26 protein-coding genes are annotated in these 22,913 nt (G+C 63.4%); 4 read left to right on the top strand and 22 right to left on the bottom strand.

Features of this window, described 5'->3' with window-relative positions; translation table 11 throughout:
• The first annotated feature begins 1 nt into the window (after position 1).
• The 4 genes from FRF71_RS12960 (at position 2) to FRF71_RS12945 (ending at position 3,438) form a co-directional block, all read left to right on the top strand.
• On the top strand, positions 2–1,171 hold the full coding sequence (locus tag FRF71_RS12960; protein WP_147091044.1) for a MiaB/RimO family radical SAM methylthiotransferase: 1,170 nt from the start codon (positions 2–4) through the stop codon (positions 1,169–1,171).
• Entirely contained in the window at positions 1,168–2,094 is a 927-nt protein-coding gene (gene ftsY, locus FRF71_RS12955; RefSeq protein WP_147091043.1) for a signal recognition particle-docking protein FtsY, read from the top strand. The genes FRF71_RS12960 and ftsY overlap by 4 nt, the downstream gene beginning before the upstream one ends.
• Positions 2,094–2,735, top strand: a complete 642-nt coding sequence (locus FRF71_RS12950) for an inner membrane-spanning protein YciB (RefSeq protein ID WP_147091042.1) — start codon at positions 2,094–2,096, stop codon at positions 2,733–2,735. The genes ftsY and FRF71_RS12950 overlap by 1 nt, the downstream gene beginning before the upstream one ends.
• 130 nt (positions 2,736–2,865) lie before the next feature.
• Positions 2,866–3,438 carry a urate hydroxylase PuuD gene (locus FRF71_RS12945; RefSeq protein WP_147091041.1) on the top strand — a complete coding sequence of 191 codons (573 nt, stop codon included), beginning with the start codon at positions 2,866–2,868 and terminating at the stop codon, positions 3,436–3,438.
• 67 nt (positions 3,439–3,505) lie between these two features.
• On the opposite strand, the gene FRF71_RS12940 is transcribed toward FRF71_RS12945, so the two are convergent.
• From FRF71_RS12940 to ndhC, 22 genes are read right to left on the bottom strand one after another with little or no spacing between them, the layout of a single operon-like run.
• A complete protein-coding gene (locus tag FRF71_RS12940; RefSeq protein WP_147091040.1) occupies positions 3,506–3,802 on the bottom strand; it encodes a DUF1467 family protein in 297 nt (98 codons plus the stop codon).
• A 3-nt stretch (positions 3,803–3,805) separates the two neighbouring features.
• Complete coding sequence (locus tag FRF71_RS12935; protein WP_147091039.1) at positions 3,806–5,440, bottom strand: ribonuclease J; 1,635 nt, start codon at positions 5,438–5,440, stop codon at positions 3,806–3,808.
• Entirely contained in the window at positions 5,437–6,210 is a 774-nt protein-coding gene (locus tag FRF71_RS12930) for a type III pantothenate kinase (RefSeq protein WP_147091038.1), read from the bottom strand. Before FRF71_RS12930 ends, FRF71_RS12935 begins: the two co-directional genes overlap by 4 nt.
• 4 nt (positions 6,211–6,214) lie before the next feature.
• Entirely contained in the window at positions 6,215–6,931 is a 717-nt protein-coding gene (locus FRF71_RS12925; protein ID WP_147091037.1) for a biotin--[acetyl-CoA-carboxylase] ligase, read from the bottom strand.
• 8 nt (positions 6,932–6,939) lie between these two features.
• Positions 6,940–8,403 (bottom strand): NADH-quinone oxidoreductase subunit NuoN, encoded by a 1,464-nt coding sequence (nuoN, locus tag FRF71_RS12920; protein WP_147091036.1) that lies wholly within the window; start codon positions 8,401–8,403, stop codon positions 6,940–6,942.
• The gene (locus FRF71_RS12915; RefSeq protein WP_147091035.1) at positions 8,403–9,941 is read right to left on the bottom strand and encodes an NADH-quinone oxidoreductase subunit M; all 1,539 of its coding nucleotides are present in this window, start codon (positions 9,939–9,941) and stop codon (positions 8,403–8,405) included. The genes nuoN and FRF71_RS12915 overlap by 1 nt, the downstream gene beginning before the upstream one ends.
• A gap of 1 nt (position 9,942) precedes the next feature.
• Positions 9,943–11,964 (bottom strand): NADH-quinone oxidoreductase subunit L, encoded by a 2,022-nt coding sequence (gene nuoL / locus FRF71_RS12910; protein WP_147091034.1) that lies wholly within the window; start codon positions 11,962–11,964, stop codon positions 9,943–9,945.
• A 6-nt stretch (positions 11,965–11,970) separates the two neighbouring features.
• A complete protein-coding gene (gene nuoK / locus FRF71_RS12905; protein ID WP_147091033.1) occupies positions 11,971–12,276 on the bottom strand; it encodes an NADH-quinone oxidoreductase subunit NuoK in 306 nt (101 codons plus the stop codon).
• The gene (locus FRF71_RS12900) at positions 12,273–12,890 is read right to left on the bottom strand and encodes an NADH-quinone oxidoreductase subunit J (protein WP_147091032.1); all 618 of its coding nucleotides are present in this window, start codon (positions 12,888–12,890) and stop codon (positions 12,273–12,275) included. The genes nuoK and FRF71_RS12900 overlap by 4 nt, the downstream gene beginning before the upstream one ends.
• A 12-nt stretch (positions 12,891–12,902) precedes the next feature.
• Entirely contained in the window at positions 12,903–13,388 is a 486-nt protein-coding gene (nuoI, locus tag FRF71_RS12895; protein ID WP_147091031.1) for an NADH-quinone oxidoreductase subunit NuoI, read from the bottom strand.
• A complete protein-coding gene (gene nuoH, locus FRF71_RS12890) occupies positions 13,385–14,425 on the bottom strand; it encodes an NADH-quinone oxidoreductase subunit NuoH (RefSeq protein ID WP_147091030.1) in 1,041 nt (346 codons plus the stop codon). The genes nuoI and nuoH overlap by 4 nt, the downstream gene beginning before the upstream one ends.
• Entirely contained in the window at positions 14,422–16,428 is a 2,007-nt protein-coding gene (gene nuoG / locus FRF71_RS12885; protein ID WP_147091029.1) for an NADH-quinone oxidoreductase subunit NuoG, read from the bottom strand. The genes nuoH and nuoG overlap by 4 nt, the downstream gene beginning before the upstream one ends.
• On the bottom strand, positions 16,428–17,156 hold the full coding sequence (locus tag FRF71_RS12880) for a hypothetical protein (protein ID WP_147091028.1): 729 nt from the start codon (positions 17,154–17,156) through the stop codon (positions 16,428–16,430). The genes nuoG and FRF71_RS12880 overlap by 1 nt, the downstream gene beginning before the upstream one ends.
• Positions 17,153–18,439: an NADH-quinone oxidoreductase subunit NuoF gene (gene nuoF, locus FRF71_RS12875; protein ID WP_147091027.1), complete on the bottom strand. Its 1,287-nt coding sequence runs from the start codon at positions 18,437–18,439 to the stop codon at positions 17,153–17,155. Before nuoF ends, FRF71_RS12880 begins: the two co-directional genes overlap by 4 nt.
• Positions 18,440–18,442: 3 nt before the next feature.
• Positions 18,443–19,111 (bottom strand): complex I 24 kDa subunit family protein, encoded by a 669-nt coding sequence (locus tag FRF71_RS12870; RefSeq protein ID WP_147091026.1) that lies wholly within the window; start codon positions 19,109–19,111, stop codon positions 18,443–18,445.
• Positions 19,104–19,301 carry a hypothetical protein gene (locus tag FRF71_RS12865; RefSeq protein ID WP_147091025.1) on the bottom strand — a complete coding sequence of 66 codons (198 nt, stop codon included), beginning with the start codon at positions 19,299–19,301 and terminating at the stop codon, positions 19,104–19,106. The genes FRF71_RS12870 and FRF71_RS12865 overlap by 8 nt, the downstream gene beginning before the upstream one ends.
• Positions 19,298–19,603 (bottom strand): nuclear transport factor 2 family protein, encoded by a 306-nt coding sequence (locus FRF71_RS12860; protein WP_147091659.1) that lies wholly within the window; start codon positions 19,601–19,603, stop codon positions 19,298–19,300. Before FRF71_RS12860 ends, FRF71_RS12865 begins: the two co-directional genes overlap by 4 nt.
• 22 nt (positions 19,604–19,625) lie before the next feature.
• Positions 19,626–19,811, bottom strand: a complete 186-nt coding sequence (locus FRF71_RS12855; RefSeq protein WP_147091024.1) for a hypothetical protein — start codon at positions 19,809–19,811, stop codon at positions 19,626–19,628.
• Positions 19,808–21,022 carry an NADH-quinone oxidoreductase subunit D gene (locus FRF71_RS12850; protein ID WP_147091023.1) on the bottom strand — a complete coding sequence of 405 codons (1,215 nt, stop codon included), beginning with the start codon at positions 21,020–21,022 and terminating at the stop codon, positions 19,808–19,810. The genes FRF71_RS12855 and FRF71_RS12850 overlap by 4 nt, the downstream gene beginning before the upstream one ends.
• Positions 21,023–21,024: 2 nt before the next feature.
• Complete coding sequence (locus FRF71_RS12845) at positions 21,025–21,885, bottom strand: NADH-quinone oxidoreductase subunit C (protein ID WP_147091022.1); 861 nt, start codon at positions 21,883–21,885, stop codon at positions 21,025–21,027.
• Entirely contained in the window at positions 21,882–22,451 is a 570-nt protein-coding gene (locus FRF71_RS12840) for a NuoB/complex I 20 kDa subunit family protein (protein ID WP_147091021.1), read from the bottom strand. The genes FRF71_RS12845 and FRF71_RS12840 overlap by 4 nt, the downstream gene beginning before the upstream one ends.
• Positions 22,448–22,822 carry an NADH-quinone oxidoreductase subunit A gene (gene ndhC / locus FRF71_RS12835; protein WP_147091020.1) on the bottom strand — a complete coding sequence of 125 codons (375 nt, stop codon included), beginning with the start codon at positions 22,820–22,822 and terminating at the stop codon, positions 22,448–22,450. The genes FRF71_RS12840 and ndhC overlap by 4 nt, the downstream gene beginning before the upstream one ends.
• Positions 22,823–22,913: the final 91 nt, after the last annotated feature.

Raw genomic sequence — 22,913 nt, 5'->3', positions numbered from 1 at the left:
TATGGCCGAGGTGATTTCGCTGGGCTGTCGGCTCAACCTCTCGGAGAGCGAGGATCTGCGCGCCATGCTGGCGGCTGAGCCGAATCTGGTCGTCATCAACTCCTGCGCCGTCACGGCCGAGGCCGTGCGCCAGACCCGGCAGGCGATCCGCCGGGCGCGCCGCGCCCATCCCGACGCCCGCCTGATCGTAACTGGCTGTGCGGCCGAGGTGGAGCGCGCGGCGCTTTCGGCCTTGCCCGAAGTCGATGGACTGGTCGCCAACCAGGCCAAGCTCGACCCGCGCGCATGGAATGCCGCAACGAAGCAGGCAGCTCCCTACCCGACCCACACACGCGCCTTTATCGCCGTGCAGAACGGTTGCGACCATGCCTGCACCTTCTGCGTGATCCCGCAAGGCCGCGGCCCGAGCCGCTCGCTGCCAGTCAGCGCAGCCCTGCGCGAAGTCGATCGGCACCTTGCCGGTGGCGCACAGGAGGTCGTGCTGACCGGCGTCGACCTGACGTCCTGGGGGCACGACCTGACAGGAGCACCAGGCCTGGGTCACCTTGTCGCAGCCATTCTTGAGGCCTTTCCCGATCTGCCCCGGGTTCGTCTCTCCTCGCTCGACGGAATCGAGATCGACGCGTCGCTGTTCGATCTGCTCGCGCACGAACCTCGCGTGATGCCGCACGTCCACCTCTCGCTACAGCATGGCGACGATCTGATCCTCAAGCGGATGAAGCGCCGTCATCTCCGCGCCGATGCGGTGGATCTGGTCGCGCGGCTGAAGGCGTCCCGCCCCGAGATTGCTGTCGGTGCCGACCTGATCGCCGGTTTCCCGACTGAAGATGACGCCGCCCACGCCGCCAACCGCTCGATCATCCGTGAACTGGGCATCGTTCACGGCCATGTCTTTCCCTACTCGGCGCGCACCGGCACGCCCGCAGCACGGATGCCACCGGTTGCCGCAGCCACGATCAAGGCCCGCGCTGCCGAACTGCGCCGGGTGATCGCTGCCGAACGCGCGGCATGGCTGCATTCGCTGCTCGGCAGGCCGCAACAGGTGCTTGCCGAACGCGACGGGACAGGCCATGCGCCGAACTTCGCGCGGGTGCAGTTGGCGCCCGGAACACAGGCTGGAACTATCGTGACCGTTACCCCGACCCGGATCGTCGAAGGACTGCTGGCATGAGCGAAGGCACAAGCTGGACCGAGCGGGTCTTCGGCGGCCTGCGCAAGACCTCCGAGCGCCTTGGCGAGAACCTTTCCGGCATCGTCAGCAAAACCCGGCTGGACGACGCGCAACTCGACGAGATCGAGGATGCGCTGATCCTTTCCGACCTTGGCCCGCGCGCCGCCGCCCGGATCCGCGAGCGGCTTGCCAATGAGAAGTTCGAACGCGGGGCGGACGAGCAATCAATCAAGGAAGCCGTGGCCGAAGAGATCGCCAAGATCCTCCGCCCGGTCGCCAAGCCGATCGACATTGTCGCCTTCCCGCGCCCGCAGGTGATCCTTGTCATCGGCGTCAACGGCTCGGGCAAGACGACCACCATCGCCAAGCTGGCGCACTATTTCCAGGAACTGGATTACGGCGTGATGCTGGCCGCGGGCGATACGTTCCGTGCGGCCGCGATTGGCCAGCTTAAGGTCTGGGCCGACCGCGTCGGCGTGCCGATCGTGACGGGGCCGGAAGGCGGCGATCCGGCCTCGATCGTGTTCGATGCGGTCAAGACGGCGACCGACCAGGGGATCGATGCACTGATCGTCGATACCGCCGGACGCCTCCAGAACAAGCGCGAGCTGATGGACGAACTGGCCAAGATCCGCCGGGTTCTGGGCCGGCTCAACCCGGAAGCGCCGCATGACGTGGTGCTGGTGCTCGATGCCACCAATGGCCAGAACGCGCTCCAGCAGATCGAAACTTTCAAGGAGGTTGCCGGCGTGACCGGACTGATCATGACCAAGCTGGATGGCACGGCCCGCGGCGGCGTGCTGGTGGCTGCGGCCGAGCAGTATGGCCTGCCAATCCACGCCATCGGCGTGGGTGAGCGGCTGGATGACCTGCGTCCGTTCGATCCCGACCTTGTTGCCCGCGTGATTGCGGGGGTGGCGTGATGGCGGAGGCTGGCAAGCAGAAGTCAGGCTGGCTCAACCTGGCAGTCGATTACGGCCCGGTGATCGTGTTCTTCGCGATCTACAAGTACTACTCCCCGGCTGATCGCGAGAATAGCGTGGCCGAAGTGCTGGCCGTCATCAAGGGCACGGTCAGCTTCATGATCGCCGCAGTGATCGCGCTGCTGGTCTCCAAGTGGAAGCTTGGCAAGGTTTCGCCGATGCTGTGGCTGTCCACCTTGCTGATCGTCGGCTTTGGCGGCCTGACGGTGCTGCTCCACGATCCGATCTGGATCCAGGTCAAGCCAACCGCGATCTACCTGCTGTTCGGCGTAACGCTGCTGGTGGGCGTCTGGCGCGGCAAGGCGCTGCTCAAGATTCTGCTCGAGGCTGCCTTCGAAGGGTTGGACGATGCGGGCTGGATGAAGCTGTCGCGCAACTGGGGCTTGTTCTTTCTGGTCCTTGCGGCGGTCAACGAAGGCTTGCGTCACTCGCTTTCCTTCGGCGACTGGATCGCGGCCAAGCTGTGGGTCTTCCTGCCCGCCACCTTCCTGTTCACCTTTGCCCAGATCCCCATGCTGATGCGCCATGGGCTTGCAGCCGAGGAACAGGCCGAAGTGCTGGAAAATCCGCCGCACGAATGAGCGCACCTGTTCCAAAGGACAGGGGGAACCAGCCAAAAAGCCAGTGACTTTAATGGCTGGAGCGGCGATAACGCCAGTCTGCCCACATAGATCGTGGGCCAACCACAAGCTTCAATTTAGGGGGAAGCAAATGGCTAAGTTTTTTGGAAACCTGCACCTGGTGCTGGTTGTCGGGCTGATCGCGGCGGTGGCCGTGATGCTCCATTGGGCCGGTTCGGCCACGCTTGATGTCAATTCGGTGTTCCGCTGGCTGCACGTGTTCTTCGGCATCCTGTGGATCGGACTGCTCTATTACCTGAACTTCGTGCAGGTCCCGACCATGCCGACCGTCCCGGACGAGCTCAAAAAAGGCGTCACCGGTTATATCGCGCCCAAGGTGTTCTTCTTCTTCCGCTGGTCCGCTCTGCTCACGGTTGTGACTGGCCTCGTGATCGCCTTCGTCAATGGCTACGGCCACCAGGCGATGACCTTCTCGGGCGAAGGCAACGTCAACCTGATCGGCCTTGGCATGTGGCTGGCGCTGATCATGGCCTTCAACGTCTGGTTCATCATCTGGCCGGCGCAGAAGAAGATCCTGGGCATTGTCGAAGCCACGGCTGAGGAAAAGGCCAAGCTCGCCCCGCGCGCGCTGATGGCAAGCCGCACCAACCTGCTGCTTTCGCTGCCGATGCTTTACGCAATGGTCAGCGCGAACCTCGGCTGATCATTCAGTCAAAAGGCAAATCGAAAGGGCGCGGTACCACAGGGTGCCGCGCCCTTTTGCTTTGGGGTCAGTAACTCTTGGGCAGATCGGGCTTGTCGCTAATCACCTGGGTCAGGTCAAAGTCCTGCGGGCCAAGCCAGCCATTGACGTAATTGGCGTAGTACAGGCCAAACATCAGCGCCGAAAGGATCGTCGCCCGCCTGGCAATCTTGCGCGGCTGGAAATTGGCCGGGGCGCTGTTGGCCTGCCCCTTGATCGTAGCCTCGCCAGCCTCCTCGTGGGTGCGGATGCCGAAGGGCATGACCAGGAATGCCGCCAGCACCCAGAACATCGCGTAGATCGCGATAATCGATGTAATCTTCATGACTTATGGCTCCGGGAGGATCACGCGCACCTGGGGCTTCTTACCCGACCAGCGCTGCGCGGCACGGCGCGCCGCCAGACGCGCCGCTTCTGAAATTGCCTCGCGGTCATGCCGCGCCCCACCCTTGAGCTTGGTTAGCGCCACGGCCACGTCCTCGCGCGCCTCGGCGGTGAAATCGTCATAGTCCTCGTCCAGCGGCAGGCCGATGCCTTCGACATGGACCCGGCCCTTGCCATCGAGCACAACGATGACCAGGCCATTGGCGGCGAGCCGCCGGCGCATCACGATGGCTTCGCCATCGGCAGGCGTCAGGATATCGCCATCGAGCACAAGCCGTCCGGCCCGCACTTCCGAGATCTTGCCGGGCTTGCCCGGGGCCAGGCGGATCAGATCGCCATTCTGCTGCACCACAGCCTTGGGAATGCCCTTGGCCCGCCCAACCCGAGCCTGTTCGCGCATATGGCGCAGTTCGCCATGGACCGGCACCAGGATTTCCGGCCGCAGCCAGTCATACATGGCTTCCAGTTCAGGTCGCCCCGGGTGGCCCGACACGTGGATTTCGGCCTGACGGTCAGTCACCATCGTGATGTCGCGACCGGCTAGCCGGTTCTGGATCCGGCCAATCGCGATCTCGTTGCCGGGGATCTGCCGGCTGGAGAACAGCACGACATCGCCCGCCTCCAGCGCGATCTGGTGCGTATCCTCGGCGATGCGCGAGAGGGCGGCGCGTGGTTCACCCTGCCCGCCGGTCGCGAGGATCAGCACTTCGCCGCGCGGCAAGTTCATCGCCGTGTCAAAGTCGACCAGGTCCGGCAGGTTCTTCAAATAGCCGCTGGCCTGGGCGGTACGGATGATCCGGTCGAGCGAACGCCCCGCCACGCAGAGCCGCCGCTTGGTCGCCACGGCCACCTCGCCCAGCGTCTGGAGCCGGGCAACGTTGGACGCGAAGGTGGTGACCAGCACGCGCTTGCCGTGATGCCGGCCAACCTCATCCAGCAAGGCTGCCCGCACCGCACCTTCCGACCCCGATGACTTGGGATTGAACACGTTGGTCGAATCGCAAACCAGCGCAAGCACGCCCTGGTCGCCGATTGCCGTCAACTCTGCGGCGGTCGCAGGTACGCCGACCAGCGGATCGTCATCCAGCTTCCAGTCACCGGTGTGGAACACCCGGCCGTAGGGCGTCTCGATCACCAGCGCGTTACCCTCGGCAATCGAGTGGGCCAGCGGCAGATATCGCATCGAAAACGGACCCAGCTGGAACGGCTCCAGATGGTCGATCACCTTGAGCTGGACCTCCTTGAGCAGGCCCGCTTCCTGCAGCTTGTCAGCCACAAGCCGCGCAGTGAAGGGCGTGGCATAAAGCGGCACGCCCAGTTCCTGCGCGAAATAGGGCACGGCGCCAATATGATCCTCGTGCGCGTGGGTCAGCACCACGCCGACCAGATCCTTCTTGCGCTCTTCGATGAATTCCAGATCGGCAAAAACCAGTTCGGTGCCAGGATATTCGTTGGCGCCAAAGGTCATGCCTAGATCGACCATCAGCCATTTGCCGTCAGCCCCATAGAGGTTGACGTTCATCCCGATCTCGCCCGATCCCCCGAGCGCGCAGAACAGCAGTTCCTTGCCGGGCTTCACTTGGCTTTCTCGGCCAGGATGGCCATGCCTTCGAGAGTCAGATCAGCATCGACCGCATTGAAGATGTCAGTGTGCTGGTCAAACAGGATGGCCAGGCCGCCCGTCGCGATGACCCGTGCGGGGCGTCCGATTTCACTGCGCATCCGGGCAATCAGTCCTTCCATCATGGCGACATAACCCCAGAACACGCCGATCAGCATCTGATCCTCGGTATTCCGGCCTATCACGCTGTTCGTATCCGGGCTGCGGATCGCGATCCGCGGTAACTTGGCCGTGTTGCCGACCAGGGCATCGAGCGACAGGTTGAGGCCCGGCGCGATGATCCCGCCTTTGTAGGCCCCGTTGAAGTCGATCGCGTCAAAGGTCGTGGCCGTGCCAAAATCGACCACGATCAGGTCCCCCTGATACTTGGCGTGCGCGGCGATGGCATTGACCGCGCGGTCCGCCCCGAGCGAGCGCGGCTCATCAACGTCGATCTCCATGCCGTAATCGACCGGCGGTACGCCAGCGACCAGGGCCTTCACACCGAAGTACTTGTCGGCCAGTACTTCCAGGTTGTGGAGCGCGCGCGGCACGACGGTGGAGACGATGATCTTCTTGATGACCGAGCGATCAATCCCCTCGATCGTCAGCAGCTGCATCAGCCAGACGGCATATTCATCGCCGGTCCGGCGCGGATCGGTGGCGATGCGCCAGCGTGTCTTGATCGTGCGGCCTTCGAACAGCGCGAAGACCACGTTGGTGTTGCCGACATCGATCGCGAGCAGCATTGGCCTAGCTCCGGTTGGACAGGTTGATTTCGCCGGCGTGAATGGCACGCAGCGAGCCATCCGCCAAGCGAAGTTGCAGCGCCCCATCAGGTCCGAGGCCGGCAAAGGTGCCTTCGATGGTCTCTGCCCCCTCGCCCGCCCGCAGCGGGGTGCCGACGGGATGAGCCGCCGCGACCCAGCGCCGGATTAGCGGTTCCAGGCCAAAGGTGCGCCAGCGCTCAACTTCCTGGCCGACCGCTAGGGCAAGGTCGTTTGCGAAGGCATCGCGATCTATCCGGGCACCAAGCTTAGCGAGCGCGATCGTCGGGCGGTCGGGCAGTTCCGGCGCCACTGCCAGGTTCACGCCGATGCCGACCACCACCCCGCCGCGCGCGCCTTCCAGCAGGATGCCGGATAGCTTGGCGCCATCGACCAACAGGTCATTGGGCCATTTCAACAGAGCTTCGCGGCCGGTGGGCACATGCTTGAGCACCGCTTCACGCACCGCCAGTCCGACAGCCAGTGCCAGTGTCCCAAGCGGCGGATCGCCGGCGTGGCTGGCCACAAAGGTCGATCCCATGAAATTGCCGTGCCCATCGAACCAGGTCCGCCCTTGCCGGCCGCGCCCGTTGGTCTGGCGGTCGGCAACGATCCAGGTGCCCTCAGCAACCGCCTCGCCGCCAGCAAGACGCTCAAGCAGCGTCCCGCTGGTCGAGGCGAGCTGCGCAAAGACTTCGATCAAGGACTGGCTCAGGGCGCGATCAACGATGTTGCGGCGGAAAGCGACAGGCCAGCAAGACACTTGGTCAGCAGGTATCCGGCCGGCGAAATTGCCAGGGCGCAGATCGCCAGCAGGGCCTGGTGCATCCAGTCGCTCTGCCCGGTGGCCTTCATCGCCGGCTCGTCGAAGTACATCACCTTGACGACCTTGAGGTAGTAGAAGGCGCCGATTACGCTGGCGGCGATCCCGATCGCAGCGAGCGGTACCATCCCGGCCTCGACCGCCGCCTGGAACACCACGAACTTGCCCCAGAACCCGAACAGCGGTGGAATACCGGCCAGGCTGAACATGACCATCGCGAAGCAGGCCGCCAGCACCTTTCGGTGACGCGAGAGGCCAGCGATGTCGCTGAGGTCCTCGACTGGTTCACCGTCAGCATCCTTAAACATCAGCAGAGCGACGAAGCCGCCGATCGTCATGGCCACATAGACCGCGAGGTAGACCAGCATGGCCGCCACGCCCTTGGGCGTCGCGGTGGCAAGGCCAATCAGCAGGAAGCCAACGTTATTGATCGACGAATAGGCCAGCAGCCGCTTGAGATTGGTCTGCCCGATGGCACCCAGTGCACCGACCACGATCGAAGCCAGCGCGGCGAAGATCACGATCGGCTGCCAGGCCGCGACCTGGTTGCCAAAGGCCGTCATCGCGACGATCACCGTCAGCGCCAGCGCCGCCACCTTGGGCGCCGAGGCGAAGAAGGTGGTGACCGGCGTGGGCGCGCCTTCGTAAACGTCCGGCGTCCACATGTGGAATGGCACGGCGCTGATCTTGAAGGCCAGACCCGCGAAGACGAAGACCAGGCCAAAGATCGCGCCGGTCGAGATCTTGCCGTTAAGCGCGGCGGCAATCCCTGCAAAGTCGATCGTGCCGGCAAAGCCGTAGGTCAGGCTGGTGCCGAACAGCAGGATGCCCGAAGCGAGCGAGCCGAGCACGAAGTACTTGAGGCCGGCTTCGGCCGAACGGTCATCATTGCGCAGGAAAGCCGCCAGCACATAGGCTGCCAGCGAATTCAGCTCGAGCCCGATGTACAGCGTCAGCAGGTTGGTGGCCGAGACCATCAGGCACATGCCGAGCACGGCAAACAGCACCAGCACCGGATATTCCGGGCGATAGGCACCCACGCGCTGGAAGAAGGCCGGAGCAACCACCAGCGAAGCACCCGCCGCTGCAAAGATCAGCAACTTGGCAAAGGCGGCAAAGGCCGTCGCGGCGAACAGGCCCGAAAAGGCCAGCGTTTCAGGACCTTTCGCACCGCTCAGCAGCGCAGGCGCTGTCAAGACTGCGGCAACAGAAAGGACGACGACTGCAAGCCAGGTGATAACGCGCGCACCGGCATCGCTGCGCGACCAGGCCGCGCCGAGCAGTAGCACGAGGCCAGAGAGGCTGAAGAGAACCTCAGGCGCGGTCAGGCGGAAAGACTGGACGAAATCCATCAGTGCGCCCCCCCGTGCGCGGCATGTTCATCGGTTGCAGTAGCGGCCTTGGCCTTGGGCGAGGTCAGGTGCGCATCGCCTTCCGGCTTGGCGCGGGCGACGCGGGCATCGAGCGCGGCAATATCGGCGCGCATCGGCGCCAGGAAGCTTTCGGGATAGACCCCCATCCACAGCACCACGGCGGCGATCGGCGCCAGCAGGAACCACTCGCGCTTGTTCAGATCGGCCATGGCGGCCGCATCGGCGTTCTTCTGCTCGCCAAAGGCCACCCGGCGGTAGAGGTAGAGCATGTAGGCCGCGCCCAGGATAATCCCGGTGGTGCAGACAAATGCCACCCAGCTTGAGACCTGATAGATGCCCGCCAGGCTGAGGAACTCACCCACGAAGCCGCTGGTCCCAGGCAGGCCGATCGAGGCCATGGTGAACAGCAGGAAGAACAGCGCGTAATAGGGCATGTTGATCGAGAGGCCGCCGTAACGCTCAATCTCGCGGGTGTGCAGCCGGTCGTAGATCACGCCAACGCAGAGAAACAGCGCGCCCGAAACGAGGCCGTGGCTGAGCATGACGATCATCGAGCCTTCGAGACCCTGAGGGTTGAAGGCGAACAGGCCGATGGTGACGATCGCCATGTGCGCGACTGATGAATAGGCGATCAGCTTCTTCATGTCGTGCTGCACCAGCGCGATCAGCGAGGTTACAACCACCGCAATCGTCGACAGGGCAAAGATCAGCGGCGCGAATTGTGCCGAAGCCTCGGGGAACATCGGCAGCGAGAAGCGGATGAAGCCATAGCCGCCCATCTTCAGCAGCACCCCGGCCAGGATCACCGAACCGGCAGTCGGTGCCTGGACGTGGGCATCGGGCAGCCAGGTGTGGACCGGCCACATTGGCATCTTCACCGCAAAGCTGGCGAAGAATGCCAGCCACAGCCAGGTCTGGACCGTGGGATCGAAATCATAGGCCATCAGCGTCGGGATGTTGGTCGTCCCGGCTTCATTCACCATCCACAGCATCGCGATCAGCATCAGGACCGACCCGAGCAGCGTGTAGAGGAAAAATTTGTAGCTGGCGTAGATCCGGTCCTGCCCGCCCCAGATCCCGATGATCAGATACATCGGGATCAGGCCGGCTTCGAACATGATGTAGAACAGGTACAAGTCCTGCGCGGCGAAAACGCCGATCATCAGCGCTTCCATCAGCAGGAAAGCGGCCATGTATTCGCCCACGCGCTTCTCGATCGAGGCGCTGGCAAGGATACAGATCGGCATCAGGAAGACCGAGAGCATGATCAGCATCAAGGCGATGCCGTCGATCCCCAGCGCCCAGGAGAAGCCAGCGAACAGCGGCACATTCTCAACGAACTGCCACTGCGCCCCACCGATGTCGTAATTGGCCCAGAGGACCACGCCGAGCGCAAAGTCGACCAGGGTGGCGACCAGCGCGATCGTCCGCGCTGCCTTGGCCTCAACCAGAAGACAGGCCACTGCCGCCAGCAGCGGCACCAGCAGCATCACCGAGAGAATGGGGAAACCGGCCATCTTAGCGCACCATCATCCAGGTGACTGCCGCGGTCAGGCCCAGCAGCATCACGAGAGCATAGGAATAGAGGTAACCCGACTGGACCTTCTGCGCGAAGCGCGTGCCCTGCTGCACGGTCCAGGCGGCACCGTTAGGACCGAAGCGGTCAATGAAGCCGATATCACCCAGCTTCCAGAACTTGTCGCCAAGCCAGAAGGCCGGACGGACAAACAGGAAGTTGTAGAGCTCGTCGAAGTACCACTTGTTGTAGACGAAGCGGTAAAGGACATCGATCTGACCCACGACCTTGGCCGGGAACTCCGGGTTGCGGATATAGGCATACCAGGCGCCCGACAGGCCGAGCAGCATGACCACAGTGGCTGACAGCTTCACCCACAGCGGCACTTCATGCATCGCGTGCATTAGGTGCTCGTTGTAGAACAGCGAACCGTTCCAGAACTCGGCGCTTTCGAGGAAGCCGTGGCTGAACACCCAGCCCGCAAACACCGCACCCAGCGTCAGCACGCCGAGCGGGATCAGCATCGAAAGCGGACTTTCGTGCGGGTGATAGCCTGCGGTACCGTCATCGTGATGCGCATGGCCGCGGGCATGATCGTCATGCCCGTGGTGATCATCGTGCACCGCGTGCTGGATATGCTCAGAGCCCGCCCAGCGCGGCTTGCCGAAGAAGGTCAGGAAGATCAGACGCCAGGAATAGAAGCTGGTCATCAGCGCGGCGGTCACACCGACCCAGAAGGCGAACTGGCCGGCTTCCTTGCCACTGGCGAAGGCCGCTTCAAGGATCGCATCCTTTGAATGGAAGCCGGCGAACCCGGCATGGAGCCAGTAGACGCCAACCCCGGTGATCGCCAGCGTGCCGGCCATCATTGCCCAGAAGGTCAGCGGGATTTGCTTACGCAGGCCGCCATAGAACCGCATGTCCTGCTCATGGTGCATCGCATGGATGACCGAGCCGGCCCCCAGGAACAGCAGCGCCTTGAAGAAAGCGTGGGTGAACAGGTGGAACATCGCGGCATTATAGGCGCCCACGCCCGCTGCGAAGAACATGTAGCCAAGCTGCGAGCAGGTCGAATAGGCGATCACCCGCTTGATATCCCACTGCGTCAGGCCGACGGTCGCGGCGAAGAAGCAGGTCGCCGCACCAACATAGGTCACCACGTCGAGGGCAATCGGGCTGGCTTCGAACATTGGCGACAGGCGGCAGACCATGAAGACGCCGGCCGTGACCATGGTCGCCGCGTGGATCAGCGCTGAAACCGGGGTCGGGCCTTCCATCGCGTCGGGCAGCCAGGTGTGCAGGCCCAGCTGCGCTGACTTACCCATCGCGCCGATGAACAGCAGGATGCATAGGATCGTCATCGTATCCCAGCGATAGCCCAGGAAACCGATGGTCGAACCGGCCATGCCCGGTGCGCGGACCAGGATTTCCGGGATCGAGACCGTGTTGAACACCAGGAAGGTGCCGAAAATCCCCAGCATGAAGCCAAGGTCGCCGACGCGGTTGACCACGAAGGCCTTGATCGCGGCCGCGCTGGCGCTGGGCTTGCGGAACCAGAAACCGATCAGGAGGTACGAGGCGAGGCCCACCCCTTCCCAGCCAAAGAACATCTGGACCAGGTTGTTGGCCGTCACCAGCATCAGCATGGCGAAGGTGAACAGGCTGAGATAGGCGAAGAACCGCGGCTGATCCGGGTCCTCGTCCATGTAGCCCCACGAATAGAGGTGGACGAGCGCCGAGACGGTGGTGATCACCACCAACATCACGGCAGTCAGCGCGTCAACGCGCAGCGCCCAATCAAAGGTCAGGCTGCCCGACTGCACCCAGTGCAGCACCGGCACAACGTGGGCCTCGGCATTGCCGCCCAAGAAGGCGATGAAGATCGGCCAGGACAGCGCGCACGAAATGAACAGACCGGCCGTGGTCACCAGCTTGGCGCGAACATTGCCGATCAAGCGGTTGCCCAGCCCCGCGATCAGCGCGGCCAGCAATGGCAAGAAAACGATGAAGAGGATCGGATCCACGGATGCTTACCCCTTCATCCGGTTGACGTCGTCGACAGCGATGGTGCCGCGGCGGCGGAAGTAGATCACCAGGATCGCCAAGCCGATCGCCGCTTCGCCCGCAGCCACGGTCAACACGAACATGGCGAAGATCTGGCCGGTCAGGTCACCCAGAAAGCTGCTGAAGGCCACCAGATTGAGGTTCACCGACAGCAGGATCAGTTCGATCGCCATCAGGATGATGATCACGTTCTTGCGGTTGAGGAATATCCCCAGGACGCCCAGCACGAACAGGATCGAGCTGACGACTACATAATGCTCAACGCCGATCACAGCTTTACCCCCTGCCCGACTTCCGGCTGCATGTTGATCACCGCCTCATCCGGACGGCGCGCGACCTGATTGGCAATGGTCTGGCCGCGCACGCCGCCGCGCTGGCGATGGGTCAGCACGATCGCGCCAACCATGGCGACCAGCAGGATGATGCCGGCCGCTTCGAACAGGAACAGGTACTTGCCGTAAAGCAGCGCACCGATCGACTTGATGTTCGAGGCGTGGGCCACGGCTGCGGCCGTGCCATCGGGCGTACCCAGCTTAAGCGAGCCGGCTTGATAGGCGCCCATGCCCAGCACGATTTCGGCCAGCAGGACGATGGCGACCGCAATGCCAAGCGGGAAGTTCTTGATGAACCCGGCGCGCAGTTCGGCGAAATCGATGTCGAGCATCATCACGACGAACAGGAACAGCACCGCGACCGCGCCGACGTAGACGATCACCAGCAGCATGGCGATGAACTCAGCCCCGGCCAGCACCATCAGGCCTGCGGCATTGAAGAAAGCCACGATTAGCCACAGTACCGAATGGACCGGGTTGCGGGCGAGGATCGTGAAGGCCCCCGCCGCCAGCATGATACCTGCGAACAGGTAGAAGGTTAGCACCTGGATCATTGCCGCGGCCCCCTACCGGTACGGCGCATCGGCTTCAAGGTTAGCGGCAATCGCCCGCTCCCACTTGTCCCCGTTCGCCAGCAGTTTTGCCTTGTCGTAAAGCAGCTCTTCGCGCGTTTCGGTCGCGTATTCGAAGTTCGGCCCCTCGACGATCGCATCGACCGGGCAGGCTTCCTGGCAGAAGCCGCAGTAGATGCACTTGGTCATGTCGATGTCATACCGGGTCGTGCGGCGGCTGCCGTCGTCGCGCGGTTCGGCCTCGATCGTGATCGCCTGCGCCGGGCAGACCGCTTCGCACAGCTTGCAGGCGATGCAGCGCTCTTCCCCGTTCGGATAGCGCCGCAGCGCATGCTCACCACGGAAGCGCGGGCTCAGCGGGTTCTTCTCGAAGGGATAGTTGATGGTCGCCTTGGGCCTGAAGAGGTACTTCAGGGTCAGCCAGTGCGCCTTCAGGAATTCCCAAAGGGTGAAGCTCTTGATGAGCTGAGCGACACTCATGCGCCGTACCTCGTAAGCATCAGATAGCCGCTCACCAGGACAACAAAGCCCAGCGAGACCGGCAGGAACACCTTCCACCCCAGGCGCATCAGCTGGTCATAGCGGTAGCGCGGAACCGTGGCTTTGACCCAGGAGAAGATGAAGAAGAAGAAAAAGATCTTGGCGAAGAGCCACAGCCAACCCGGCACCAGGTAGAGCACCGGAAGGTCCAGCGGCGGCAGGTAGCCACCCCAGAACAGCACGGCATTGAGCGCGCACATCAAGAGGACGTTGGCGTACTCACCCAGCCAGTAGAGCGCGAAGCTCATCGACGAGTATTCGGTCTGGTAACCGGCGACGAGCTCGCTCTCGGCCTCGGTAAGGTCGAACGGCGCGCGGGCGGTTTCGGCCATGCCCGAGATCAGGAACATCACCCACATTGGGAACAGCAGCGGATTGGCCACAAAGCCGTTAATCACGCCGACGTGGCTGCGCTGCGCCTCGACAATCTCGCGCAGGTTGAAGCTGCCGGCCCAGAGGACCACGCAGATCAGGATGAAGCCGATCGAGACTTCATAGGAAATCATCTGCGCCGAGGCGCGCATGGCCGAGAAGAAGGGATACTTCGAGTTCGACGACCAGCCCGCGATCACCACGCCGTAGACCCCCAGCGACGAGATCGCGAGGACATAGAGCAGGCCGACGTTGATATCGGCGAGGACTGCGCCCGAATTGAACGGGATCACCGCCCAGGCCAGCAGTGCGACCGTAAAGGTGATGATCGGCGCGATCAGGAACAGGCCCTTGTTCGCGGCTGAAGGAATAATCGTTTCCTGCAGGAAGACCTTCAAACCGTCGGCGAAGGACTGGAGTAGGCCCCAGGGACCGACCACGTTCGGCCCGCGGCGCAGCGCCATTGCCGCCCAGACCTTACGGTCAACGTAGATGATCATGGCCACTGCCAGCATCAAGGGGAAGGCAATGAGCAGGATCCCGCACACCGTCGCCAGCAGCCAGGCGGCTTCGTAGGACATCCACTGTTGGAAGAACTGGGTCATTCCGCGGCCTCCGCGAAGTGCTCACCGTGGAGCAGTTCGGCCGAGCAGCGCTGCATGGTTTCGCTGGCCCGGGCGATCGGGTTGGTCAGGTAGAAGTCCTTGATCGGATAGGCTTCGATCGTGCCGCTGGCCTTGGCCTTTTCCGCCTTGGGCAGCGCGCCATAAGCGGCAAGGCCCTCACTGCCGAGCGCCGGCGCCGCCTTGATCATGGCGCCGCGCAGTTCGGCAAAGCTGTCAAACCCGACATTGACGCCCAGCGCATCGGCCAGCGCGCGCAGGATCGTCCAGTCCTCGCGGGCATCGCCCGGCGCGAAGACGGCCTGCTCGGCATACTGCACCCGGCCCTCGGTGTTGACGTAGGTTCCGGCCTTCTCGCTGAAGGCGGCGGCGGGCAGGATGATGTCGGCAGCATGTGCGCCCTTGTCGCCGTGGTGGCCGATGTAAACGACGATGCTTTCGGCGAACTTGGTATAGTCCACTTCATCCGCACCGAGCGAAATCAACAGCTTGGGCTTGGCCTTGACCAGATCGGCAATCCCGCCCTTCTGGGCATAGCCCAGCATCAATCCGCCCATCCGCGCAGCCGCCATGTGCAGCACGTTGAAGCCGTTCCAGTCATCACGAACCAGCTTGTACTTCTCGGCCAGGCTCAGCGCCGGAGCGAGTGCACCCTTGCCCAGCGCCGCACCGCCAAGGATGATGGCCGGTCGCTGCGCGTTCTTCAGCGCATCGGCCGCGTCCTTGGGCAGCTTGTCGAGCACTGCCAGGTCGCTGCCCAGGTTGGTGACCGGGTAGGTCGCATCCCATTCCGGACCGACCACGAAGACCTTCGCCCCGCGCTTCGCCGCCTTGCGCAGGCGGGTGTTGACCAGCGGCGCTTCCCAGCGGACGTGGCTACCAACGATCAGCACAGCATCGGCGTCTTCGATCCCGGCGATAGTCGAGTTGAAGTTTACCGCAGCGAGGTTTGAGCAGTCATAGTCGAGCCCGGTCTGGCGGCCTTCGAGCAGCTTGCTGCCCAGCGCGCCGGCCAGCGCCTTGGCGGCGAACATGGTTTCGCAATCGACCATATCGCCAGCGACCACCGCCACGGATTTGCCAGGATTGACCTTGGCGACGGCGGCAAAAGCTTCTTCCCAGCTCGCCGCAGCCAGCTTGCCATCGCGGCGAATCCACGGGCGGTCGAGCCGGCGGCGAGTCAGGCCATCGACCTGATAGCGGCCCTTGTCCGACAGCCATTCCTCGTTCACGTCATCATTGATGCGCGGCAGGATCCGCAGCACTTCGCGGCCGCGGCTGTCGAGCCGGATGTTCGAGCCGACCGCGTCCGAAACGTCGATCGACAGGGTCTTCTTCAGCTCCCACGGCCGCGCCTCGAAGGCATAAGGCCGCGAGGTGAGCGCGCCAACCGGGCAAAGATCGATCACATTGGCCGAAAGCTCGTGCGCTGCGGCCTTTTCCAGATAGGTCGTGATCTGCATGGATTCGCCGCGATAGAGCGCGCCAATCTCGTCCACCCCGGCGATCTCTTCCGAGAAGCGCACGCAGCGGGTGCAGTGAATGCAGCGGGTCATCACCGTCTTGATCAGCGGACCCATGTACTTTTCGGTAACGGCGCGCTTGTTCTCGTCATAGCGCGAGGCGCCGCGGCCATAGGCAACCGATTGGTCCTGCAGGTCGCATTCGCCGCCCTGGTCGCAGATCGGACAATCGAGTGGGTGGTTGATCAGGAGGAATTCCATCACCCCTTCGCGCGCCTTCTTGACCATCGGGCTGTCGGTGCGGATTTCCTGGCCCTCAGCGGCCGGCAGCGCGCAGGAAGCCTGCGGCTTCGGCGGCCCGGGCTTCACTTCGACCAGGCACATGCGGCAGTTGCCGGCGATGGAGAGGCGCTCGTGATAGCAGAAGCGCGGGATTTCCTTGCCGGCCATTTCGCAGGCCTGCAGGACCGTGGCCCCTGCCGGGACCTCAAGTTCTACGCCGTCGACGGTTACCTTGGGCATTACTGGATCGCTCCGGAAGGCTTGGCCTGGGAAAGGCGGTAATAGGCAATGGCCAGTGCGCCACGGACACTGACGCGATCAAGCGAGACGGTCTCGCCGGCCTTGATGCATTGGCCCAGCGTCGGCCCCAGCGCATTGAGCGTCTGGAGTTCAGCCGGGGTATCGATGGCGGTCGCCATGACTGCGCGCGACTGCGCGGGCGCGGCGCGGACAACGCATTCACCCAGCTTACCCATCAGCATCGCCTGGGTCTTGCGGGCAATCGCCGCCCGTTGACGGACCAGGCCCTCTTCGGGGATGGGCTTGCCTTCGCGGTCGGTCGTGCGCAACGGGCGCGGCTCTTCGTAGGTCAGCACCGGGATGGTCGGCAGCTTCGCCAAATCGACCACTGCGCCCTGCTTCGAAATCAGCGCCTCGGCAATTACACCGCGATAGGTATCTTCATCGAAGCGCATCCGCAGCCGGCCAGCAAACCCATCGGCCTGATTGCGCAGCAGTTCCGGGTCCATGCACTCACGCTGCATCAGGCGCTTGCCCTCAGCGCTGTCGCGGCTGAAGCTGGCACCGCTCAGCACCGACTTCTGCGCCAGGTCCGGCTCGCGCTTGGCAACGCATTCGCCATACTGGTTCAGGAAGGCGCGGATCTGTTGCGGGCTCGGCGGTTCAGCGGCCGAAGCCGGTGCGCCAACCAGCGCGATCAGCGAAAGCAGGCGAAGAGCACGCTTCACTCAGCCGCCTCCCGCACATTTTCGGCAATCCGGCGCTCGATTTCCGGACGGAAGTGGCGGATCAGGCCCTGTATCGGCCAGGCCGCTGCATCGCCCAGCGCGCAGATGGTGTGGCCTTCAACCTGCTTGGTCACGTCCCACAGCATGTCGATTTCGGACACGTCGGCATCGCCGGTGCGCAGGCGTTCCATCACGCGCCACATCCAGCCCGTGCCTTCACGGCAAGGTGTGCACTGGCCGCAGCTTTCGTGCTTGTAGAAGTAGGACAGGCGGCTGATGGCGCGGACGATGTCGGTCGACTTGTCCATGACAATGACCGCCGCAGTGCCCAGGCCCGAGCCCAGTTCGCGCAGGCCGTCAAAGTCCATCGGCGCATCCATGATCTGCGCCGCCGGGACCAGCGGAACCGACGAACCGCCGGGGATGACTGCCAGCAGGTTGTCCCACCCACCGGTAATGCCATCGCAGTGTTTCTCGATCAGCTCGCGGAACGAGATGCTCATTGCTTCTTCGACCACGCAGGGCTTGTTCACGTGCCCGCTGATCTGGAACAGCTTGGTGCCCTTGTTGTTCTCACGCCCGAAACTGGAGAACCAGCTCGCGCCGCGGCGCATGATGGTGGGCGCAACGGCAATCGATTCGACGTTGTTGACGGTGGTTGGGCAGCCATAGAGGCCCGCCCCGGCAGGGAACGGCGGCTTGAGGCGCGGCTGGCCCTTTTTGCCTTCGATCGATTCGATCATCGCGGTCTCTTCACCGCAGATGTAGGCGCCGGCCCCGCGGTGGACGAAGACGTCGAAATCGTAGCCAGACTTGCAGGCATTCTTGCCGATCAGGCCGGCGTCATAGGCCTCCTGCACGGCGGCAAAGAGCACTTCGGCCTCACGGATGTATTCGCCGCGAATGTAGATGTAGGCCGCGCGCGCGCCCATCGCGAAGCCGGCAACCAGCGCACCTTCGATCAGCTTATGCGGATCGTGGCGGATGATCTCGCGGTCCTTGCACGAACCGGGTTCGGATTCGTCGGCGTTGATGACCAGGAAGCTGGGGCGGCCGTCCTTTGATTCCTTTGGCATGAACGACCACTTGAGGCCGGTCGGAAAGCCAGCGCCGCCGCGACCGCGCAGGCCCGAGGCCTTGATCTCTTCGATGATCGCGTCCTTGCCTTTGGCGAGAATCTTCTTGGTATTGTCCCAATCCCCGCGCGCCTGGGCAGCCTTCAGGTTCCACGGCTGGAAGCCGTAGAGATTGGTGAAGATGCGGTCCTTGTCAGCCAGTGACATGGCTTACCACTCCTTCCGGTAATCGTGATTGGCCTTGACCATTTGGTTGAGCGTGGTCGGCCCGCCGAGCGGTTCAACGGTGTGGCGGCCCGGCTCCTGCGTCCCGGCCTTGGGCGTCTTGCCTGCGGCCAGCGCATCGAGCACCGCATCAAGCCGCTCTGGCGTCAGGTCTTCATAGTTGTCGTCGTTGATCTGGACCATCGGCGCAGAGGCGCAGTTGCCCATGCATTCGACCTCGGTCAGCGTCCAGAGGCCATCGTCGGTGGTGTGGCCCTTGGCCATGCCGCGCGCCTTGCAGGCGGCCATGATCGCGTCCGAACCGCGCAGCATGCACGGCGTGGTGCCGCAGACCTGAACGTGGAAACGGCCAACCGGCACGAGGTTGTACATGGTGTAGAAGGTTGCAACTTCGACCACGCGGATGATCGGCATGTCGAGCTGGGCGGCGACATATTCCATCACCGGGATCGGCAACCAACCCTGAGTATTGGTCTCTGCTCCAACCTGGCGCTGGGCAAGATCGAGCAGCGGCATCACTGCCGAACGCTGCCGCCCGTCTGGATAGCGGGCGATGATTTCCTTGGCCTTGGCCGCGTTTTCCTTGGTCCAGGCAAAGCTCCCCCAGCGCGCGCGTAGTTCCGGGGTGTCGGGTTCGAGATGCCGATCAGCCATGTTCACGCCCCCGCAGCAGATAGTCCTGGCCCACCAGGAACAGCTCGAAACCGCCGATGCCGGCGACCAGCATGGTCACCATCTGGCTTGGTTCGTGCCCAAGGATCGTGACCAGAAAATAGACGGCGGCGAGGACCAGGCCCGTCAGGGCCGCCCAGGCGCGCACCATGTCGAAAGTGCTCAGCTTCACCGGACAAACTCCACGCGAGAGCACTTGTCGCCCTCGAACGAGTAAATGGACATGACTTCGAACGGCTCGGCCTCGGCCGAGCGGTAAACTTTTTCGTGCAGCACGGCGGTATCGCCCAGCTGCCAGCCCTGGATGATCTCGGCCCGGTTCTGCGGGAATTCGGCGAACATTGCCTTCAGGCCTGCGCGAACGCCCTCCTTGCCATCGCGCAGCACGGCACCGCGATAGCCCGCTTCGCAAGCATCGTCGGTCATCAGCGCGACATAGGCGTCTGCATCCTGCGCGTTGTAATGCGCGATCATCTGCTCGGCCACGGTCAGGCGATCAGCCACGGGCCATCCTCCGCTCGATCCAGCGGCCAACGAACACGCCGACCATGCCGGCGAAGGCCGTGCTCAGCACTTCCTTGAGCGAGGCCGTGGCCGGATGGAACACGAACAGATAGGCCGCCACCGCCGAGGCAAAGGCCGAAAAGGCCAGCACGGCAATGAACAGCTCGCGCAGGATCACCGGTCGCACTCCCCGAACACCACGTCGATCGCGCCGATGATAGCGGTCACGTCGGGCAGCATGTGGCCCTTGCACATGAAGTCCATCGCCTGGAGGTGGCTGAAGGCGGTCGGGCGGATCTTGCAGCGATAGGGCTTATTGCTGCCATCGCTGACCAGGTAGACGCCGAATTCGCCCTTGGGACTCTCGGTCGCCACATAAACTTCGCCGGCTGGCACGTGGAAGCCTTCGGTGTAGAGCTTGAAGTGGTGGATCAGCGCTTCCATCGACGCCTTCATCTCGGCCCGCTTGGGCGGCGAGACCTTGCGATCGTTGGAGGCAACCGGGCCGGACGGCATCTGCGTCAGGCACTGCTTCATGATCCGGGCCGACTGGCGCACTTCCTCGACGCGGACCATGAACCGGTCATAGCAATCGCCCCGGGTGCCGACGGGAACGTCGAACTCCATCCGGTCATAGACGTCGTAAGGCTGCGCCTTGCGGATATCCCAGGCGATGCCCGAGCCGCGGATCATCGGGCCCGAGAAGCCCCACTTCACCGCATCTTCCTTGCTGACCGTGGCAATATCGACGTTGCGCTGCTTGAAGATGCGGTTGTCGACCACCAGGCTCATCGCGTCTTCAAACAGTTCGGGCAGGCGCGTGTCGATCCACTGGCCGATATCAACCAGCAGCTTTTCCGGCACATCCTGGTGCACCCCGCCGGGGCGGAACCATGCGGCGTGCATCCGGGCGCCCGAGGCGCGTTCGAAGAAGTTGAGGCAATCCTCGCGGATTTCGAACATCCACAGGTTCGGCGTCATCGCACCGACGTCCATGACGTGCGAACCGAGGTTCAGCATGTGATTGCAGATGCGGGTCAGCTCGGCAAACAGCACGCGCAGGTACTGGGCCCGCTCCGGCACCTCAACGTTCAGCAGCTTTTCGACCGCCAGGACGTAGGAATGCTCCATCCCCAGCGGTGAGCAGTAATCAAGCCGGTCGAAATAGGGCAGCGCCTGCAGATAGGTCTTGTGCTCGATCAGCTTCTCGGTGCCGCGGTGCAGCAGACCGACATGGGGATCGACGCGTTCGATCACTTCGCCGTCCAGCTCCATCACCATGCGCAGCACGCCATGTGCCGCCGGGTGCTGGGGCCCGAAGTTGATCGTGTAGTTGGTGATGACATCGTCACCCGTGGTGGGCGACTGTTCGAGGCTAAGTCCGCTCATGATCAGCTACCCTCAGGCGCGGTCGATGGTTTGGCATCCGCCGACTTCTTGCGCGGCTTGCGGGCCGGACGCGAGGACGTGGGCTCGGGTGCGCCGGGCTCCTTGGCCTTGGTGACTTTTGGAGCAGCTGGCTTGGCAACCTTCTTTGCCGCAGCCTGGTTGGCTTCCTTGCCGGCACCGGTATCGGCCGGCTTGTCAGTTGTTTTTGGTACGGCCGGCGCTGCAGCGGGCGGCGGCGGGGTCTGCACCGCCTTCTCGTCGCCTGGCAGGACATAGTCCGCGCCTTCCCACGGACTCATGAAGTCAAAACTGCGCAGGTCCTGGGCCAGCTTGACCGGTTCATAGACGACGCGCTTGTCTTCTTCGGAATAGCGCAGTTCGACATAGCCGGTCAGCGGAAAGTCCTTGCGGAACGGATGGCCTTCGAAGCCATAGTCGGTCAGGATCCGGCGCAGGTCAGTATTGCCTTCGAAGATTACACCGTAAAGGTCGAACACTTCGCGCTCAAGCCAGCCGGCGACCGGCCAGAGGTGCGTCACGGTCGGCACCGGCGTGTCCTCGGCGGCATTGACCTTGACCAGAACACGGTGATTCCGGGTCAGCGAGAGCAGCATGTAGACCACCTCGAACCGCTGCGCGCGGTCTGGGTAGTCAACCCCGGCGATCTCCATCAGCTGCTGGTATTCGTGATTGTCGCGCAGCAGTTGCAGCGCCTCGGCTATGGCCGGACGGTCAACGGTCAGCACGACTTCACCATGCTCTTCGCGGGCCGCAATCAAGCGGCTGCCCAGCGTGGCGCTCAGGGCATCGATCACGCCTGCGCTGCTGGCGAAGCGCGGGGCGGAGTGCAGGACCACGCTCATCGTTCGATCGTCCCCACCCGGCGGATCTTACGCTGGAGCTGCATCACGCCATAAAGCAACGCTTCGGCGGTCGGCGGGCAGCCGGGGATGTAGATGTCGACCGGAACGATCCGGTCACAGCCGCGCACGACCGAATAGGAATAGTGGTAATAGCCGCCGCCATTTGCGCACGAACCCATCGAGATGACGTACTTCGGGTCCGACATCTGGTCATAGACCTTGCGCAGCGCCGGGGCCATCTTGTTGCACAGCGTGCCGGCCACGATCATCACGTCCGACTGGCGCGGGCTGGCGCGCGGAGCGACGCCGAAGCGCTCCATATCATAGCGCGGCATGTTGACGTGGATCATCTCGACCGCGCAGCAGGCGAGGCCAAAAGTCATCCACCACAGCGAGCCGGTGCGGGCCCACTGGAACAGGTCCTCGGTGCTGGTGACGAGGAAGCCCTTGTCATTCACCTCGGCGTTGAGATCGTTGAAAAAGGCCTGGTCCGGCGGCGTCACCGCCGTCGAACCTGCCTCAGCCGCACCAAGCGGCAGACCCTGGGCATTCACGAGCGTGCTCATTCCCAATCCAAAGCCCCCATTTTCCAGGCATAGGCCAGGCCGATCGCCAGTTCGCCCAGGAAGACCATCATCGTGATCCAGCCCGGCCAGCCAGTCAGATCAAGGCTGACCGCCCACGGGAACAGGAAGGCCGCTTCGAGGTCGAAGATGATGAACAGGATTGCGATGAGGTAGAAGCGCACGTCGAACTGGCTGCGCGGATCCTCGAACGCCGGGAAGCCGCACTCATATTCGCTGAGCTTTTCCGCGTTCGGGTTGTGCGCACCGGTCAGGCGGGCCACCCCCATCGGCAGGAATACGAATGCGGCCGAGAGGGCCAGAGCGATCCCGAGAAAGATCAGGATCGGCAGGTATTGCGAGAGGTCTACCAAGGGACTGACTCAGCGTTACGGATGAATGCCCGCGCCCTAGTCCCGCCATCCGCCCCGCGCAAGTGGGGGAAGCCCCCAATTTGCCGGAAAA

Source organism: Novosphingobium ginsenosidimutans (genome assembly GCF_007954425.1).
Taxonomy (GTDB): Bacteria; Pseudomonadota; Alphaproteobacteria; order Sphingomonadales; family Sphingomonadaceae; genus Novosphingobium; species Novosphingobium ginsenosidimutans.
Note: the sequence above shows the minus strand (reverse complement) of the source record. Positions and strands in the feature narration are given on the sequence as shown.